Origin of the sequence: Calothrix sp. 336/3, from assembly GCF_000734895.2 — a bacterium.
GTDB lineage: Bacteria > Cyanobacteriota > Cyanobacteriia > Cyanobacteriales > Nostocaceae > 336-3.
Map to the genome: position 1 here is coordinate 438,459 of NZ_CP011382.1, position 16,498 is coordinate 454,956.

19 protein-coding genes are annotated in these 16,498 nt (G+C 44.0%); 6 read left to right on the forward strand and 13 right to left on the reverse strand.

The window, feature by feature from the left end:
* Positions 1–259 precede the first annotated feature (259 nt).
* Complete coding sequence (aspS, locus tag IJ00_RS01800; protein WP_035149454.1) at positions 260–2,047, forward strand: aspartate--tRNA ligase; 1,788 nt, start codon at positions 260–262, stop codon at positions 2,045–2,047.
* A gap of 207 nt (positions 2,048–2,254) precedes the next feature.
* On the opposite strand, the gene IJ00_RS30085 is transcribed toward aspS, so the two are convergent.
* From IJ00_RS30085 to IJ00_RS01840, 9 genes are all read right to left on the reverse strand, one after another.
* The gene (locus IJ00_RS30085; protein ID WP_082127406.1) at positions 2,255–2,356 is read right to left on the reverse strand and encodes a pentapeptide repeat-containing protein; all 102 of its coding nucleotides are present in this window, start codon (positions 2,354–2,356) and stop codon (positions 2,255–2,257) included.
* 125 nt (positions 2,357–2,481) lie between these two features.
* Positions 2,482–2,790, reverse strand: a complete 309-nt coding sequence (locus IJ00_RS01805; protein ID WP_144415964.1) for an alpha/beta fold hydrolase — start codon at positions 2,788–2,790, stop codon at positions 2,482–2,484.
* Between the two features lie 201 nt (positions 2,791–2,991).
* Positions 2,992–3,456: a DUF2127 domain-containing protein gene (locus IJ00_RS01810; RefSeq protein ID WP_035149457.1), complete on the reverse strand. Its 465-nt coding sequence runs from the start codon at positions 3,454–3,456 to the stop codon at positions 2,992–2,994.
* A gap of 92 nt (positions 3,457–3,548) precedes the next feature.
* Positions 3,549–4,292, reverse strand: coding sequence for a M50 family metallopeptidase (locus IJ00_RS01815; protein WP_035149460.1), 744 nt, complete (start codon positions 4,290–4,292; stop codon positions 3,549–3,551).
* A gap of 61 nt (positions 4,293–4,353) precedes the next feature.
* Positions 4,354–4,728 carry an FHA domain-containing protein gene (locus tag IJ00_RS01820; protein ID WP_046814690.1) on the reverse strand — a complete coding sequence of 125 codons (375 nt, stop codon included), beginning with the start codon at positions 4,726–4,728 and terminating at the stop codon, positions 4,354–4,356.
* A 212-nt stretch (positions 4,729–4,940) separates the two neighbouring features.
* Complete coding sequence (locus IJ00_RS01825; protein ID WP_035149463.1) at positions 4,941–5,831, reverse strand: FHA domain-containing protein; 891 nt, start codon at positions 5,829–5,831, stop codon at positions 4,941–4,943.
* Between the two features lie 171 nt (positions 5,832–6,002).
* Positions 6,003–6,728, reverse strand: coding sequence for a 6-phosphogluconolactonase (gene pgl / locus IJ00_RS01830; protein ID WP_035149466.1), 726 nt, complete (start codon positions 6,726–6,728; stop codon positions 6,003–6,005).
* A gap of 126 nt (positions 6,729–6,854) precedes the next feature.
* Positions 6,855–7,595, reverse strand: a complete 741-nt coding sequence (rph, locus tag IJ00_RS01835; protein ID WP_035149468.1) for a ribonuclease PH — start codon at positions 7,593–7,595, stop codon at positions 6,855–6,857.
* A gap of 93 nt (positions 7,596–7,688) precedes the next feature.
* A complete protein-coding gene (locus tag IJ00_RS01840; RefSeq protein ID WP_035149472.1) occupies positions 7,689–8,273 on the reverse strand; it encodes a nucleoside monophosphate kinase in 585 nt (194 codons plus the stop codon).
* A gap of 467 nt (positions 8,274–8,740) precedes the next feature.
* On the opposite strand from IJ00_RS01840, the gene IJ00_RS01845 reads away from it, so the two are divergent.
* The 3 genes from IJ00_RS01845 to mazF all read left to right on the forward strand — a co-directional run bounded on the left by IJ00_RS01845 (position 8,741) and on the right by mazF (position 10,111).
* Positions 8,741–9,277: a P-loop NTPase family protein gene (locus IJ00_RS01845; protein WP_035149474.1), complete on the forward strand. Its 537-nt coding sequence runs from the start codon at positions 8,741–8,743 to the stop codon at positions 9,275–9,277.
* Between the two features lie 250 nt (positions 9,278–9,527).
* Positions 9,528–9,770 carry an AbrB/MazE/SpoVT family DNA-binding domain-containing protein gene (locus IJ00_RS01850; RefSeq protein WP_035149476.1) on the forward strand — a complete coding sequence of 81 codons (243 nt, stop codon included), beginning with the start codon at positions 9,528–9,530 and terminating at the stop codon, positions 9,768–9,770.
* Positions 9,764–10,111, forward strand: a complete 348-nt coding sequence (gene mazF, locus IJ00_RS01855; RefSeq protein WP_035149479.1) for an endoribonuclease MazF — start codon at positions 9,764–9,766, stop codon at positions 10,109–10,111. The genes IJ00_RS01850 and mazF overlap by 7 nt, the downstream gene beginning before the upstream one ends.
* A gap of 168 nt (positions 10,112–10,279) precedes the next feature.
* Here the strand turns inward: mazF and IJ00_RS01860 are convergent, their stop codons facing one another.
* Together IJ00_RS01860 and IJ00_RS01865 are read right to left on the reverse strand one after the other, a co-directional pair.
* Positions 10,280–11,116, reverse strand: a complete 837-nt coding sequence (locus tag IJ00_RS01860; protein ID WP_035149481.1) for a M56 family metallopeptidase — start codon at positions 11,114–11,116, stop codon at positions 10,280–10,282.
* Positions 11,116–11,535 carry a BlaI/MecI/CopY family transcriptional regulator gene (locus IJ00_RS01865; protein WP_035149483.1) on the reverse strand — a complete coding sequence of 140 codons (420 nt, stop codon included), beginning with the start codon at positions 11,533–11,535 and terminating at the stop codon, positions 11,116–11,118. The genes IJ00_RS01860 and IJ00_RS01865 overlap by 1 nt, the downstream gene beginning before the upstream one ends.
* A gap of 227 nt (positions 11,536–11,762) precedes the next feature.
* Between IJ00_RS01865 and IJ00_RS01870 the strand changes: the two genes are divergently transcribed.
* Positions 11,763–12,401, forward strand: a complete 639-nt coding sequence (locus tag IJ00_RS01870; RefSeq protein WP_201782658.1) for a ThiF family adenylyltransferase — start codon at positions 11,763–11,765, stop codon at positions 12,399–12,401.
* Between the two features lie 61 nt (positions 12,402–12,462).
* Positions 12,463–12,732, forward strand: a complete 270-nt coding sequence (locus IJ00_RS01875) for a hypothetical protein (RefSeq protein WP_046814691.1) — start codon at positions 12,463–12,465, stop codon at positions 12,730–12,732.
* Positions 12,733–12,810: 78 nt separating this feature from the next.
* Here the strand turns inward: IJ00_RS01875 and acs are convergent, their stop codons facing one another.
* Positions 12,811–14,781 carry an acetate--CoA ligase gene (gene acs / locus IJ00_RS01880; RefSeq protein ID WP_035149486.1) on the reverse strand — a complete coding sequence of 657 codons (1,971 nt, stop codon included), beginning with the start codon at positions 14,779–14,781 and terminating at the stop codon, positions 12,811–12,813.
* 58 nt (positions 14,782–14,839) lie between these two features.
* Entirely contained in the window at positions 14,840–16,459 is a 1,620-nt protein-coding gene (gene murJ, locus IJ00_RS01885) for a murein biosynthesis integral membrane protein MurJ (protein WP_035149487.1), read from the reverse strand.
* Positions 16,460–16,498: the final 39 nt, after the last annotated feature.

A 16,498-nucleotide genomic window follows, 5' to 3' on the forward strand; every position in this document is an offset into this window, starting at 1 on the left:
AATCTCCCGAAAATGGCTAGAAAGTCCCCACCAGAAAGGTTAGGAGATTTTCTCATGCTGAAAACAAAAAATTTTCCCCTTAGCTTAAATCTCTTTTCTTAAAAAGGAATGGGAATAGGAGCAGCTGATGCTAGATAATGAAAAAGCTTTAACCCCTAAAGAATAAAGTAGAGAAACTGTTCAGACTTGAGCTTTGATACTTTATCCTTGAAAAGGCTTATATTTGTAAATCTAGCGCGAAGAATCAGAACTAGTACCTATGCGAACTCACTATTGCGGCGAACTCCGCTCCTCACACATTGGAGAAACTGTCACCTTATACGGATGGGTAGACCGTCGCCGCGATCATGGGGGCGTGATATTCTTAGATTTGCGCGATCGCTCTGGCACAGTGCAAATTGTCAGCGATCCCCAACGCACACCAGATTCCTACGAAGAGGCAAACGCCCTCCGCAATGAGTATGTTGTGGAAATTACAGGTAGAGTCACCCAACGCCCGGAAGAATCCCTAAATAGCCGTATTCCTACCGGGGAAGTAGAAATCTACGCAGATAAAATTACACTGTTAAATGCGGTGCGCAAGCAGTTACCTTTCCAAGTATCCTCGGCAGATACGGAACCTGTACGGGAAGAGCTGCGCTTAAAATATCGTTACCTAGATTTGCGGCGCGATCGCATGGCGAAGAACCTCCAACTGCGCCACCAAGTCGTCAAATCCATCCGCCGCTACCTGGAAGATGTGGAAGGATTTATGGAAGTGGAAACCCCCTTCCTCACCCGCTCTACCCCCGAAGGAGCCAGAGACTATATCCTTCCCAGTCGCGTCAACCCCGGTGAATGGTTTGCCCTACCCCAATCACCCCAACTATTCAAGCAGTTACTCATGGTTTCTGGATGTGATAGATACTACCAGGTAGCTCGGTGTTTTCGCGACGAAGATTTACGAGCAGACAGACAACCAGAATTCACCCAATTAGACATGGAGATGAGTTTCATGTCCTTGGAAGAAATCATCGAACTGAATGAAAAGCTCGTCTGTCATATTTTCCAAAATATCAAGGGTATAGAAGTATCACGTCCTTTCCCCCGCCTTACCTACGCCGAAGCCATGGCACGGTATGGCAGCGATAAGCCAGATACCCGTTATGGTTTAGAACTGGTAGATGTTTCCGATATCCTCAAAGATAGTGGTTTCAAAGTCTTTAACGAGGCGATCGCCAAGGGGGGAATCGTCAAAATCCTCCCCATTCCTCACGGCAATGATGCCATTTCCAACGTCCGCATCAAACCGGGTGGAGATATCTTCAAAGAGGCAAGTGAGGCTGGAGCTAAGGGATTGGCTTACATCCGGGTACGGGAAAATGGCGAAATCGACACCATCGGCGCAATTAAAGATAACCTGACACCGGAACAAAAACAGGAAATTCTCCAACGCACCAACGCCCAACCTGGACATTTACTCCTCTTTGGCGCAGGAGACGGGGCAACTGTCAATAAGACCTTGGATAGATTACGCCAATATACAGCCAGGGAATTCAATTTAATTGATAGCCAGAAAATTAACCTGTTGTGGGTAGTAGACTTCCCCATGTTTGAGTGGAACCCAGGGGAGAAACGTCTAGAAGCTCTGCACCACCCCTTCACCGCACCCCACCCCGATGATTTAGACGACCTGAAAACCGCCAGAGCGCAAGCCTATGACCTAGTATTGAATGGGTTAGAAGTGGGAGGTGGTAGTCGGCGGATTTACCAACGGGAAATTCAAGAACAGGTATTTGAGGCGATCGGTTTATCCCCCGAAGAAGCACAAAATAAATTTGGGTTCCTCCTGGAAGCTTTTGAATACGGTACACCCCCCCACGGTGGAATTGCCTACGGTTTAGATAGGTTGGTGATGCTGCTCACAGGTGAAGAATCGATTCGAGATGTCATTGCCTTCCCCAAGACGCAACAAGCACGCTGTTTGCTTACCGATGCACCCTCCAGTGTGGATGACAAACAGTTGAAGGAATTACAGGTTGCTTCCACCTTTAAACCGAAAGTTTAGTTATAGGGTGACTGTATTTGATTTTTGGGCGTTGCATAGTGAGGTTTCTGCTATGCAATGCTCATAATGCAGTTCTACTAAGATAAGAAAAAATGGGCGTTACTGAATCGGAGTATGAATTTGAATTTTTGCCATGATTGAACAATGATTATTTGTGTCTTTGCGCCTCTGAGTGAGACACATTCATACTTTCAATCAGCAACGCCGTTAAATTACTAAGACACTTAAGTCTGCGTTGCTTAAATGTGCTCCAGTGAAATCAACGTCACTCAAATTAGCTTTTAAGTGAGCAATCGGATGTTTGGTAATAACATCAACCTAGCTCTGACGAGGGTTATGCTCCAGGTTTGAAATAGTCAAGCAGGCGATCGCTGTTACTAAACCTAGAAAAATTTGAGAGATTTTCATATACTTTTATTAGTATTGCTGAGGAATTAAGAATATATTTTTTGTTTTAACCAATCGGCGATCGCCTGATTCACTGGCTCTACACATTCTGCCATAACTAGATGTCCGGCATTGGCAAAATGTAAATGAGTCGCGTTTATGAAGTGACTTGCTAACTCGTGTCCCATTTTTTGGGTAAACATGGCGTCTTTTCCCGCAGTAATGACTAAAATTGGAATATATAAATTCTTGGGTAATGGATGACGGACAAAAAAGTTATATTCCCAAAAAATCTCTAAAGCTTTGTAAGTATCAAAATCAGTTGGTACTGGGTTTTCGATAAAAAACTGCTCCATAACGCTGTGACGGTAAGAACTGGAAAGGAAGTTATTAAAGACTCTTTAATATAGCTTTTATCACTTTGATGAGATACTAAATCACCACTCCCCATAGACACGGAGCCGCTTATTGCAGAGTAACCTCTCCCTTCAACCAACTTAGAGCATCGGTTGGTAAATTTTCCCATATCCAAGGGTTGAAACTTGATTATTGCTAATTTATTTCCCTTTGGGGATTTTCTGAGATTCCCAGAAATGACGTAGTAAATAGATAAAAACTGTAACATTGAGTATTAATATTACCAGCTTTAATGGTGTAATTCCTTGAATTAATTCAAATATTTCTACTGGAATAGTCATGCCAACTATTACTAAAACAAAAATTATTGCCCATCGTTGCTCATACCACAAACCAATCGCTTCAATGGCATTGACAACTGCATATATGGCAAATCCTATATCACTTAATTTCAGGGTTTTAGGATTGATGTTAATTAACGTATGGAGAAAAAATTCTACAAGTGGCAATTTACTCTCTAACAGATAAGATGATGAAAATTCAGCCAATTTGTCATGATTTTTTAACGCTAGTAGTAAAGCAATAGAAGTGACAGCTAGTAAGGAGGCTGTAAAAATTTTGTAAATAATAATTGCTAATAAAGCACGATTACGCTTGATTTTCATCGCATAAATTACTATTTATTGTAGATAATCTACCAAGTCACAGAACATTTCTCAGCCTAAAAATTAGACTTGTATAAGTGATTAATTATTAATTATTTTGACATATAGGTGATGCGAAGACTCTGTATAAGCAGCAGTAAAGACATAATTGCCATGAAACCACCCCAAAACCAGTAGGGTAAAAATAATTGTTGTTGAATCTGGGCTGTATCAGAAAGTCCGAGGGAACCAGCACTATAACTAAACAAATAATTTAATTGATGGTAGGTGCTAACACAAGCTTGTACACCTAGAAATTGCACAGTAAAATTTTTTAACCAGTTACTACCTTTAAAAGCAATAGCTAAAATGGCTATACCCAATAAGGGTATTAATATTAAACCTAATAAAGAACGCACCCAGATAATCACGGAAAGCAGGAGTAAACTCCCTAATATCTTTAAACTCAAATTTGCTGCTCTGTGACTACGAGAAGCCACAATCAAAGTTGCACCAGCGATGGGTGGTCCCATGGGACCTGCTGCGGCAATTAAAGCACGGCGAATGGGGTCGAAGGAATAGGGAATCGCATATCTGGCAAATCCAGAACCATCTGCAAAAATCTGCAATTGGTCAAATCTTCCGCCTAATACTTGTGCTGTTAATCCATGACTCATTTCGTGAAACCAGGTTGCCAGAATTGTGAAGGGGTATAGAATGTAATTCCCCCAGGGAATTTGCCAAAGTACAGCAGTGGCGATCGCCGCTACAATTAACCAAGTCAAACTCTGGGAGCGATCGCCTAGATTAAGTTGACGAATAGCAGCAAATTCTTCTTTATTTCCTGGTTCTTGCATGAGTCACTTTCCTGAAACTACCCCAACAAAGAATTTTGACCTTTTCCCATCCTAGCGAGACTCACTGAAATTGTGTAGCCATGGGGTAATCATCTAGTAGTGTTGTTGTAGAAGTCATTTCATGATAAGTAGTTTCTCCCAAATTAATTTGAATTTGTGGACCAGAACGAGCTAAACGAAAAATCACACCATCAGTAATTGGTATTTTTTCAATGGCTTTACCATCAACGTAAGTTCCATTAGCTCCAAAACTGACAACGTGCCAAATCTCTTGGATACGTCGCACTTCTACATGACGACGGGAGACTACAGCACTATATAAAACGACATCGTTATCTATTGCCCTACCAATGCGAATAACTGACTCATCATCCGCAAAAGTCCAGCTTTGTGCTGGAATGGGTTGTAATGGGTGCAGCAGAGTAAGTGTAATCACGCTCTATGCTTGTATAAAATCTCCTCCACTATAACTCATAGGATTTTAATTGGTATTCAGGGAGAAAGCTGGCTTCCGCCATAAGTTTGGACTAGTACAACTGGCGCTGAGTTTTATCAAAGTCCGAACGGGAGCAGGGAGAAGAAAGAGTTGCCAATCTTTTCCCCATTACACGTTCGACTTACCTCACGGCAAGCATTCCCCATCCCTAATTAGGAGATTTGAAATAAAAATGTCACCATGTCTCCCTTCCCAAGACTGATGCGATCGCCTGTGCGTAAGCGGTGACGATTTCCTGGTAATAATGGCAAATTGTTGATATAAGTCCCGTTAGAACTACCAACATCTTCAATATAATGAGCATCCCCTTCAATGCGAATATCCGCATGAATACGGGAAACAATCTCAGAACTGGGAAACCCAGATACATCTACATCCGGAGGAATACGGTCATTTGGTTTGCCAATATGTACAACTGATAAATTTTGGGGTAGCTCGATTTGTCTGTCAGTTTGTACGTGTACCAAACGGGCTGTGATTTGTTGCAGTCTGGTACTGGATGGCACCACGGGAACGGGTTCTGGTGCGGGTTCCGGTGCGGGTTCTGGTACGGGTTCCGGTGCGGGTTCCGGTGCGGGTGCTTCGGCAACGACGGGTGCAGGTTCAGGAGCAACAGGTGCAGGTTCCGGCGCAGTTTCCGGGGCAGGTTCCGGTGCGGGGGCGGGTGGTATAGTCACGGGTGCCGCCGCAATTGGTGGCAGACTGGCTTCTGTTGAGACTTCCACAGCACCAGGGGTAGATACCATGGTTGGCGGCATAGGTGCAGGCTCTGCGGCGGCTGGAACTGGTATTGGTTGCACTGGTGCTATTTCTGGAGGAAGGCTGACGGCGGTTTCCTGGGGGATATCGGGCGCAATGGTTGCTGCAACGTTTGCTACATGGGCGCGTAAGTGATAACCACACTGACCGCAGAAGGATGCATCTGCCTGCACAGTCGCTCCACAGTTAGGACAAATAGTAGTTGCTGGTAAGGGCGTGTAACAAGCTTCACATTGAACAGCGCCATCAGGGTTAGGGTGATTACAGTTAGGGCAGACGATCATGGAGATAAGCCTTTGTTCTAGATCATCGTAAAATAAATGCTGGCAAGCAGAGCGGCAGCTCTAGCTTCCGATTTTAACAATTAGTTTTGAAGGCGGAAGGGGCAAATTATGAAGTATAAAGTTATGAAGTGTAAATTCTCTTATTCTTCATGACTTTGCCTTTTGCCTTCATCAGTTTATCTGGACTTCACTGCCAGCTGCCGCATCCAGAAGCCACCAAAGTTCACCTTGTGGTTGAATTAGGCGGGATGGATAGGTAGATTCATCTGCCACTGGGGCAAAAACTTGAGCTAGAGCAGGTTTTTTGTTAGCGCCAGCAACTACAAACATAACGCAATGGGCGGCATTAATGAAGGGATAGGTGAAGGTAATGCGCTGATTTTCGTCTTTATTACCGACTGTTACCAGGCGATCGCCTACTTTTAACGCTTCAGTGTGGGGAAATAAGGATGCTGTATGGGCATCATCTCCCATACCTAATAAAATCACATCTAATGAGGGAAAAGTACCAGGTGCGGATTGGAAAAATTCTCGCAGTTGCTGCTCGTGTTTTGCCGCAGAAATGGCGGGATCGCCGTCTTGGGTGGGTATTGCGTGGATGTTTTCAGCTGGGATAGCTACGTGATCTAACCAGGCAAGACGTGCCATTCGTTCGTTACTATCAGGGTGATTGGGTGGAACATAGCGTTCATCTCCCCAAAAGACATGGATTTTATCCCAGGGTAAATTCTGCTGGGCGATCGCCTCGTATAGGGGTTTGGGTGTACTTCCACCTGCTAAGGCAATAGTAAATCTTCCCCGTTGGGCGATCGCTATCTGCATTTTCGCCAGAATTAATTCTAGCGATCGCGCAATTAATGCTGTTTGATTTGTGAGAACTTCAACCTTTCTATTCATTTCACGATCATTACGACTTCCAGCATTACCATACCGGACTTCGATGAATCTGACTGTTCAGCTTTTGAAACTTTTAAGGTTGACAGTTGAGACAAAAACATCTTTTCCCCTCTAAATGCTTGCACCTCAACCCTGATATAAATCATTCCAGTCAGCGATCGCCTCTCGTTGTAATGCTAATAATTGTTGAATTCCTTTTTCCGCAAAATCTAGGAGTTGATTTAACTGAGTGCGACTAAAACAACCTTCCTCCGCAGTTCCTTGCACCTCGATAATTCCTAAATGTTGATTCATCACCACGTTGAAATCCACTGCTGCGGCAACATCTTCGGGATAATTTAAATCTAGAAATGCTTCTTGCTCTAATAATCCTACGGAAATCGCAGCTACTTGTCCAACTAATGGCGATCGCGTTAATATTCCCTTTTGTAATAGAAAAGAAATCGCATTTGCCAGGGCAACAAAACCCCCCGTAATCGCTGTGGTACGAGTTCCAGCGTCTGCTTGCAGTACATCTGCATCTACTGTTAAAGTCCGTTCACCTAATAAATCTAAGTCTACAGCTGCCCGTAAACTCCGCCCAATCAAACGCTGAATTTCTTGAGTTCTACCCGAAAGTTTCAACAATTCTCGTTCCTGCCGTTGCTGGGTTGCACTTGGCAACATTCGATACTCAGCAGTCAGCCATCCTCTACCAGTTCCGGCGAGAAACTTGGGAACCCCTTCTGTAACACTTACTGTACAAAGCACCTGAGTTTCACCACATTTTGCCAATACCGAACCAGGAGCATAACGAGTAAAATTTTGTACAAAGCTGACAGGACGTAATTCATGGGGTTGTCTACCGTCGGGACGTTGCCAAACCATGGGAGTAGCCTCAAAGTATTTAGTTAGTCATATTCTCCCTCATCTTTATGTTGCAAGAATTTGAGATTTCCTGAATCTATTAGGAGAGAAAAATCACCCTTGGGAGCTATCCAGGAGAGTAATAATATTCATTTGTACTGCTTCTGGTTGTTGATCACCATTAATTGTCAGCAAGCGACGACGGCGATCGTAGTATTCTAGGATGGGGACAGTACAGTCATAAAAAAGCTCTACCCGTTTTTGTACGATTTCCGGTTCATCGTCAGGTAGAGAACGTTCTAAGGAACGGTTAACCATCACAGCTTCTGGTACTTGTAGGTAAATAGCCCAATTTAGCTGTTGTTGTAAATCATCTAAGAGAAAATCCAATTCCTCCGCTTGAAACGCTGTGCGAGGATATCCTTCGAGAATCCAACCATTACTGACATCTGATTTTTTCAGGCGATCGCGGATGAGTTCAATCATGATTTCGTCGGGTACAAATTCCCCTCTCTCCACATAGGGTTGAACAACACACCCTAAATCTGTAGGATTCACCTCAGTACAGTGGGAACTTTGTTCCATAGCATCTCGCAGAATTTCCCCAGTGGAAATCAAAGGAACAAGAAAGTCTCTACTTAACCTTTGTGCTTGGGTACTTTTCCCAGAACCCGATCCACCAATAATTACTAGTCTCACAAAAATTTACTCCTCCCACACCAGTTATGATTTATCAGTTCCCTAGACAAACTTTCTATACTTGTTTTTCCCAAACAGACAGGAAATTACACATCTAGACAATCAAAATATTCGGAAATTTGTACTAATTTTCTGGCACTTGCGAAGCAATACTTCCTGGAATATTCTCTGTTCTAATTTTTACTGACTTTTTCATGGCTATCGGTAAGATACAATCTCAATCATCAACCATGCTATCTTGCCTGAATGGCGATGCGTAGTCCATTACCTGTTCCCCATCATCAAATTACTAGGTAATATTTGTGTCCCAAACTTCCATTAGTCGCGTATTCTCTTCACTTGACTAAAAGTAAACCAAATGGTTGACTAAATAATGCACCTTGTAATCAATAACTTCATTCCATAAGTAAAAAAAATTTTTTTGCTTCCGTAAAATTTCTTGATTGTAATTTTTAGAACATTTATCTATGGTTGCCCAGCTAGAAACCCCCCGTGGAAACTCGACCCTTAGCTTACCTTATAACCTAGAAGGACTCGTACAAGTTTTCACCAGCACTCACCGTAACTTTTTTACTGGGGTAATGGCACAAACACTGAGAATCGCTGGTCAAGGTACGCCAGTCCTAATAGTACAGTTTCTCAAGGGTGGTATTCGCCAAGGACATGATCGCCCCATCCAATTAGGGCAAAATTTGGATTGGATTCGTTGTGACTTGCCTCGTTGTATTGATACAGCCCAACTTGATGATGTCGAAGCTGAGTCTTTAGAAAAATTGTGGCAACATACACAAAAAGTCGTCTGTGAAGGTAAGTATTCTCTCGTTGTCTTGGATGAGTTAAGTTTGGCAATTAGCTTTAATTTGATTCCAGAGGCGGAGGTCTTAGCCTTCTTGACAAAAAGACCTAATTATGTAGATGTAATTCTCACAGGTACGGAAATGCCGAAGTCAATTTTAGATATGGCTGATCAAATTACAGAAATTCGTCGCAGTCATCAACCGTAGGGGGTAATGAGTAGGGAGTCTCCCAATACCATGTGGCGACTACACCAAAAAGCCGTCCTAGAAGGATGTGACTTGAATCCCGTTTTTCGGTCATACTGACTGAACATTGAGTCAGCACAGCATAACCATTACTTTCAGCCAGCCGTTGCCAAGCTTGTGCCGAGTCGGTACAATGTAGATACTCTGTATATACATTCCTTTCAGAATTAGATTGCAAAAATTTAACGAATCTAGAGATAAGGTTCAACCTATGGTTGCGACAGTTGCTAAGTGGGGGAATAGTTTAGCTGTTCGGATTCCCCAGCATGTAGCCAAAGAGATTCAGTTAACTGAAGGTGCTGAGGTCGATCTTGTGGTGATCGACGGTAATCTAGTGATCAAACCTAGGCTTCGTAGACGCTATTCCTTGGAAGAGTTAGTTGCCGCCATCACACCAGAGAATTTACATTCAGAAGTTGAGACTGGAGTCGCTGCGGGGAATGAAGTTTGGTAGCTTCAACAGAGCGCTATATTCCAGACAGAGGACACATCGTTTATCTAGACTTTGATGCCACTAAAGGTCATGAACAACGGGGAACCCGACCTGCCTTTGTGATTTCACCTCGTAGTTACAATGCAAAAAGCTCCCTAGCATTGTTTATGCCTATTACTAAACAGCAAAAGGGGTATCCCTTTGAGGTTCCCTTGCCCCTTGAGCTACAAATTCAAGGGGTAATACTGGCTGATCAAATCAAGTGTCTAGACTGGAAAGTCCGTGACATTCAGTTTGTTGAAACTGTTCCAGAAAGTTTGATTGAGGAGGTACAGGCAAAAATTGAGCCACTAATCTTGTAGAGATTAGACTTTACAGAAAAATCTACTAAAGATGTTGCATTGCCGTTTAATTTTGTTGATCAGATATTAAGAGTTTTCGATGATTTAGGTACAAGGAACAACCTGATAGGACAACTATCAGCTCCCATCTGTTCTCTGCTGGGATTTCGATGCATTCCCAAACCCTGACTATGAATGAAATACTACTGTTATTAAGGGTAAAAAGGCGAGTAATAATCCGTAGGAAAAAGTTGTATTAATTTCCTCCGATGCCGATTGTCCTAATAGTGCCTCAATCCGTTGCTCTAAGCGGTCAACACCACTAGAACCAAGGGCAGCGCAACAAATTTCTGACTCCACAAAGGGGGTACTAGCTACGTATAACAGCGACTCTGCCAGTAAAATTCTATCCACCTGGGCAGCAGCATAGGCATCGGCACGGAGTTCTCGCAATACCAGTAACTCTTGCCAGAGAGCGTGACTTTGGGGTAGCCAAGCAGTACAATTGCGTATCCATCCTAACCAGAAGAACCAGAAGGTATCACGGTAATGGTAATGTCCTTGCTCGTGGGCAAAAACCGTGGCTAAATGCTCCTCTGACAGGGTTTCTAGTAGTCCCTCGCTGACGACTAATTCGGGTTGCCAAAAGCCAATTTGCCCTGCAAACAGGGATTTAGTGGTTAACAGTCGAATATTTTTGCCGCCAATATTAACTAGGGGGTAGCTGCGAGCCAATTTCACAGATTGCCAACCTTGTCTAGCTAATTTGATGCACAAAACGGCGAAGATTGCCAAATACCCTAGGGAAATTACGTAACTTAGACATCCTGTTTGGATACCACCCATTTGTCCTTGGGGTCCCATGTATAACAGGGCGATCGCCGTCATGAAAATTAACAGTGGGGGAAAGAGAAAGGCAAATAGGGTTTTGTGCCAGCGTACACCCCAAGGAGCAGTGCTAGGAGTCCAAAAATATCGATACAGGTAAGCCGCGCTCAGGGTAGAAAATATAATTAGCAAGTGCATTATGATTCCTCCCTAGCTTCCCTAGCAGCTTGAATACGTTTGGCGATCGCCTGAATTTTTTCGGAAGCGACATCATCCAGACTGTCTGCAAATGCTGCGACAACATCGGGATTACCCACCGCTAAAAACTTGTGTAACTGTTCATGGGCTTTAATCATCTCAGCTTGTAGCTTACTGACTAATGGTCGCCAATAGAAAGCACGTCCCTTTTTATCACAAGCGAGCCAACCCTTTTCAGTCAATCGACGTAGGACAGTTGTAACGGAAGTATAAGCTAATTCCCGGTTGGGGTCAGCCAGAATGCGATCATGGACATCTTTGACTGTAACAGAACCGAGTTCCCAAACGATACTTAAAATTTCTGCCTCCAAGGGACCAAGGGACAGTTGTTTGGGACGATAGTCAGGTAGAGGAGCCATAGTTGAATTGTAAATCTAGTGTGAAAATGGGGAATTGGGTAATCATGAAGTTCATTCTTGCCATTTGCCCCAAGATATAGTTAAAAAATTACCCTTAATTATGATATTTATCAGATTTTCGCTGATATTACAGTTACAAATTTACTAGTTTGGGTCATGGGTCATAGGAAAATATCCTTTTCCCTTAACCTTTCCTCCCTAAAACCTTTTAATTGCACTACGAAATCATGTCTATTTTTTTCCACGAACAATTACATCGTACTCCTGAACTGATACAGAAGATGCGAGAATTTCCCGTGACTGTATGTGGTGGGGGTGCTTTGGGTGGAAATATTACCGAGAATTTGGCACGCTCCGGTTTTGCAAAACTGCGGGTGATTGACCGCGATCGCATTGAGGAACGCAACCTTTCTACCCAACCATATTACCGTTCTGATATCGGCGCTTACAAGGCAAAAATTCTTACCAACTCTCTCTACCGTGCATTAGGTGTCACCATTGATGGGCAAACAAAAGAATTAACAGCTCAAAATGCTGGACAATTACTAGGGAATAGCTCTCTGGTGGTGGATACCTTTGATAATAGTGGTAGTCGGCAAGCAGTCACAGACTTTTGTACCCATTCCCCAATACCTTGCCTCCATGTAGGTTTAGCTAGTGGATACGGGGAAATTCTCTGGAATTCTGTTTACCGTGTTCCCTCCCCAGCAAATGATGATGTTTGTGACTACCCCCTAGCAAGAAACTTGGTAAATTTGGTGGTAGCTGTTGCCTGCGAGGTGATAATTACCTTTATTGCTACGGGAAAACAACAAAATTACACCGTCACCCTAGGTGATTTTGCCGTCAAGCCATTTACTGTGTAAAGTTGAGAAAACTAGTTCTCTATAGTTAAAATGTCCCCTAGGAACTGAAATCATATTACTTATGTCAGGAAGTCACGATTCTGAGTCCAAAAACTTGGAGCCAAATCAGCAAGAACAACGTCGTGCCGCACTTCAAGAGTTCCTGGAGTCCCTCGAACAACTAGAAGATATTCTCCAGGAAGAGGAAAATGAGCCAATCCCCACACCACCGATTGTGGAATCCCACGAATCAAAGGAAAATCCTGGTGCGATTGATTTGGCAGCTTGGGAAGATGCAGTGGCTGATATTGAGCAGTATATGGCGAAGAAGAAGGGGAAAGAAAAGGGTTAATCGATTTGAATTCTATCTTTTTAATTCAATATTGGGATATGATTCCCCACGACTGGGAGCCGTGGGAGTATCAATGTATTAGCTGCCTTCTCGGAGTTTATCGAGAACGCTTCTATCTTCTAGGGTAGAGGTATCGCCGGAGACTTCCTGACCAGATGCAAGGTTTCGTAATAGGCGACGCATGATTTTACCAGAGCGGGTTTTGGGTAGAGCATCGGTGAACCGAATTTCTCCCGGACGGGCGATCGCCCCAATTTCTTGGACAACGTGTTGCTTGAGTTCCTTGTTTAACTCTTCACTGGCATTTTTACCGCCTTCTAAGGTGACAAAAGCAACTATTTCTTCTCCCTTCAAATCATCGGGTTTGCCGACAACTGCGGCTTCAGCCACGGCGGGGTGGGAAACTAAAGCAGATTCAATTTCCATAGTTCCTAGGCGATGACCTGCCACATTTATCACATCATCGACACGACCCATGACCCAGAAGTAACCATCTTCGTCTTTTCTGGCTCCATCCCCAGCAAAGTACACATACTTGCCATCTTGGGGGGGGATATGTTCCCAGTAGGTGCGACGGAAGCGATCGTCATCACCGTAGACAGTCCGCATCATGCTGGGCCAGGGATGGCGTACAACTAAATATCCGCCTTCGTTATCACCGACAGAACTGCCGTCTAAATCCACCACATCGGCGAGAATACCGGGGAAAGGACGGGTTGCGGAACCGGGTTTAGTCGGAATTGCTCCAGGCAAGGGGGTAATCATGATGCCGCCGGTTTCTGTTTGCCACCATGTATCGACGATTGGGCAACGTTCCCCGCCTATTATCCTATGATACCACATCCAGGCTTCTGGATTAATTGGTTCGCCAACTGTTCCTAGTAAGCGCAGAGATGATAAATTTCTGGCTTTGGGTAGATGCTCACCCATTTTTATAAAGGCACGGATGGCGGTAGGTGCAGTATAAAATATTGTGACACCGAGCTTTTCAATAATGTCCCACATACAACCCGGATTGGAAGCACGGGGCGCTCCTTCATACATGACAGTGGTGGCACCGTTGGAGAGGGGACCGTAGACAATATAACTATGCCCCGTAATCCAACCGACATCAGCAGTACACCAATATACGTCGGTGTCATTCAAGTCAAAAATCCACTTGGTTGTCATGTGGGTGTAGAGGTTGTAACCACCAGTACTATGAACAACTCCCTTCGGTTTGCCTGTACTGCCAGAGGTGTAGAGAATGAAGAGCATATCTTCACTATCCATGGGTTCAGCTGGGCAATCTGCGGAAACACCCTTTTGTAAATCATGCCACCAATGGTCACGCCCTGGCTCCATAGCAACGGTTTGTTTGGTACGCTCCACAACCAAGACATTTTCCACCGAGGGAACTGCACCATCATCCAAGGCTTTATCTACCTGTTCTTTGAGAGCTACAATAGCATCCTTGCGCCAACCACCATCGGCAGTGATGACTAATTTTGCCTGAGCATCGATTAATCTATCCCGTAAGGCTTCTGCACTGAATCCCCCAAATACTACACTATGGGGTGCGCCAATTCTCGCACAGGCTAGCATAGCGATCGCCGCTTCTGGAATCATGGGTAAATAAATCCCTACGCGATCGCCCTTTTTCACACCCAATTGTTTGAGTACATTGGCAAACTGACAGACTTCTCGATGTAACTGTGCGTAGGTAAGGGTGCGAGAGTCTCCGGGTTCACCTTCCCAAATAATTGCGGCTTTATTTTTTCGCCAAGTTGTCAGGTGTCTATCTATGCAGTTGTAGGAAATATTGATTTTCCCGTTGACAAACCACTTCGCAAAGGGGGGTTGCCAATCGAGGATGGTATCCCACTTTTGAAACCAGTGTAATTCTGTTTCTGCCAGTTCTGCCCAAAATTGTTCGGGATTGGCTTTAGCTTTGGCGTAGAGTTGCTCGTAGTCTGCCAAACTTTTAATTTGGGCATTTTGAGAAAAGTCTGCTGTGGGGGCAAATAAGCGCTTTTCCTGAAGGATTGATTCTATCGTCGGTTGAGACATAACGACTTCAATGGGGTGTATCTGAAACTATTCTGTACTTAAAGCTACTAGATTAGTATTACTTTTTCAAAAGCCTTTGCCGCATTCGAGTCACAAAAATGTTGATTTCTGGGAGTCTCATGGTAGTGGCGATCGCCCCAAAAACTACCAAACCGATGATCCCCGATAGGCTAAGTTGCAATAATTGAATGATTAAACCTTCCTTACCCAGGAATCTCTGCAATATTTCCAGGGTTCCATAACTAGCAAATCCGGCGATCGCGCTACCGACTGTTAAGCCGAAAATCGGTATTGCCCATTCTCGAATCGGTAAACCATTTAACTTCCGATTCAGGACAAATAACAGCATGATTACGGAACAGCAATTGACGCTGACGGTGGCTAAAACTAATCCAGGAGCGCCGAAGGGTTTAATTAAGATGTAATCCAGAAGAGCATTCAGCAAGATATTAATCATACTGATGCGAAAGGGTGTTTCCCCATCCCCCAAAGCATAAAATACCCTAACCAGTACATCCCTTCCTAAATAGACAAACATCCCAATCCCATTGGCAATCAGTAAAGATGCAACTAGGGCAGAATCCTGTACCTTAAAAGCACCCCGCTCATAAACTATCCGCACAATCGGCACGGCGAGGGTAATCATTAACGCCCCTAGGGGTAACATGGTAAAGGCAGAGAGTAATAATCCTTGGCGAATCCTGGCTTTGAGTTCATCCCAGTCTTGGGGATCGGTAAGACGGGAAAATAGGGGTAGTAGGGGTACAAGAATCACGTTAGAAATGATTCCCAGGGGAGTTTGTACTAGTAAACCTGCATTCGCTAAACCCGCAGCAACCCCAGTGATGGGAATCAGGGAAGCAAAGAATAAATCTGTGTAAAGGTTAATTTGCAGCATTCCAGAGGAGAAAGTTGCTGGAAGCATAATTTTCATTACATCTCCTACCCCTGGTTGGCGAAAATCGAACCGCAAACGTAGCGCACCTAAACCAGATTTTACCTGGGCAACAACTTGCACCACCCACTGTAAAATTGCCCCAATCAACACACTCCCTGCAAGCACCATCCCCCCCTGGAGGGCAAATTCCGCAGAGCTAATTTTGCTACCTAGCTGTATGTAGAGAATACTCACACCAATAATGACGGTAACGCTGGAAAATAGGGGACTGATGGAGGGTAGCCAAAATTGATTGGCAGCATTTAACACCCCAAAACCGATACCAATTAAACCTGCTAATACCGCCATTGGTGACATAATTTGCAATTGTCGGATGGCGATCGCTCTGACTAATTCCTTCTCTGGAACCCGCAAACCGGGAGCAAAAATATCAATCAAATGGGGAGCCAGAAAAATTAAGGCAATGCTGATAACGAGTAAAATACCGCCAATCAGGGTAGTAATTGTCTCCACCAGGGGTGCAGATTCTTCTTTCTTGCGTTTGGCTAAAACGCTGACAATGGCACTGTAAAATGGACCATTAATCCCACCCAGTAATATCAGCAAAAAACCGGGAATTGTATAAGCATAGTTGAAAGCGTCCGCAGCTGCACCCAAGCCAAAAGCCGCAGCTATCACTTGCTGACGTACCAACCCAAATACCTTACTAATTAAGGTTGCCGCAGCTACAATCCCTGCAATCCCAGCTAGGGAACGACCAGATTTTTGTTCTTGTGTCACAAATTATACTCTATAAAATCCAGGGGAAACTATACAAAA

Coding starts and splice junctions, on each gene's coding strand:
- aspS (WP_035149454.1), top strand. CDS start 260: ATGCGAACTCACTATTGCGGCGAACTCCGCTCCTCACACATTGGAGAA.
- IJ00_RS01805 (WP_144415964.1), bottom strand. CDS start 2,790: ATGGAGCAGTTTTTTATCGAAAACCCAGTACCAACTGATTTTGATACT.
- IJ00_RS01810 (WP_035149457.1), bottom strand. CDS start 3,456: ATGAAAATCAAGCGTAATCGTGCTTTATTAGCAATTATTATTTACAAA.
- IJ00_RS01815 (WP_035149460.1), bottom strand. CDS start 4,292: ATGCAAGAACCAGGAAATAAAGAAGAATTTGCTGCTATTCGTCAACTT.
- IJ00_RS01825 (WP_035149463.1), bottom strand. CDS start 5,831: ATGATCGTCTGCCCTAACTGTAATCACCCTAACCCTGATGGCGCTGTT.
- pgl (WP_035149466.1), bottom strand. CDS start 6,728: ATGAATAGAAAGGTTGAAGTTCTCACAAATCAAACAGCATTAATTGCG.
- rph (WP_035149468.1), bottom strand. CDS start 7,595: ATGGTTTGGCAACGTCCCGACGGTAGACAACCCCATGAATTACGTCCT.
- IJ00_RS01845 (WP_035149474.1), top strand. CDS start 8,741: ATGGTTGCCCAGCTAGAAACCCCCCGTGGAAACTCGACCCTTAGCTTA.
- IJ00_RS01850 (WP_035149476.1), top strand. CDS start 9,528: ATGGTTGCGACAGTTGCTAAGTGGGGGAATAGTTTAGCTGTTCGGATT.
- IJ00_RS01860 (WP_035149481.1), bottom strand. CDS start 11,116: ATGCACTTGCTAATTATATTTTCTACCCTGAGCGCGGCTTACCTGTAT.
- IJ00_RS01865 (WP_035149483.1), bottom strand. CDS start 11,535: ATGGCTCCTCTACCTGACTATCGTCCCAAACAACTGTCCCTTGGTCCC.
- IJ00_RS01870 (WP_201782658.1), top strand. CDS start 11,763: ATGTCTATTTTTTTCCACGAACAATTACATCGTACTCCTGAACTGATA.
- IJ00_RS01875 (WP_046814691.1), top strand. CDS start 12,463: ATGTCAGGAAGTCACGATTCTGAGTCCAAAAACTTGGAGCCAAATCAG.
- acs (WP_035149486.1), bottom strand. CDS start 14,781: ATGTCTCAACCGACGATAGAATCAATCCTTCAGGAAAAGCGCTTATTT.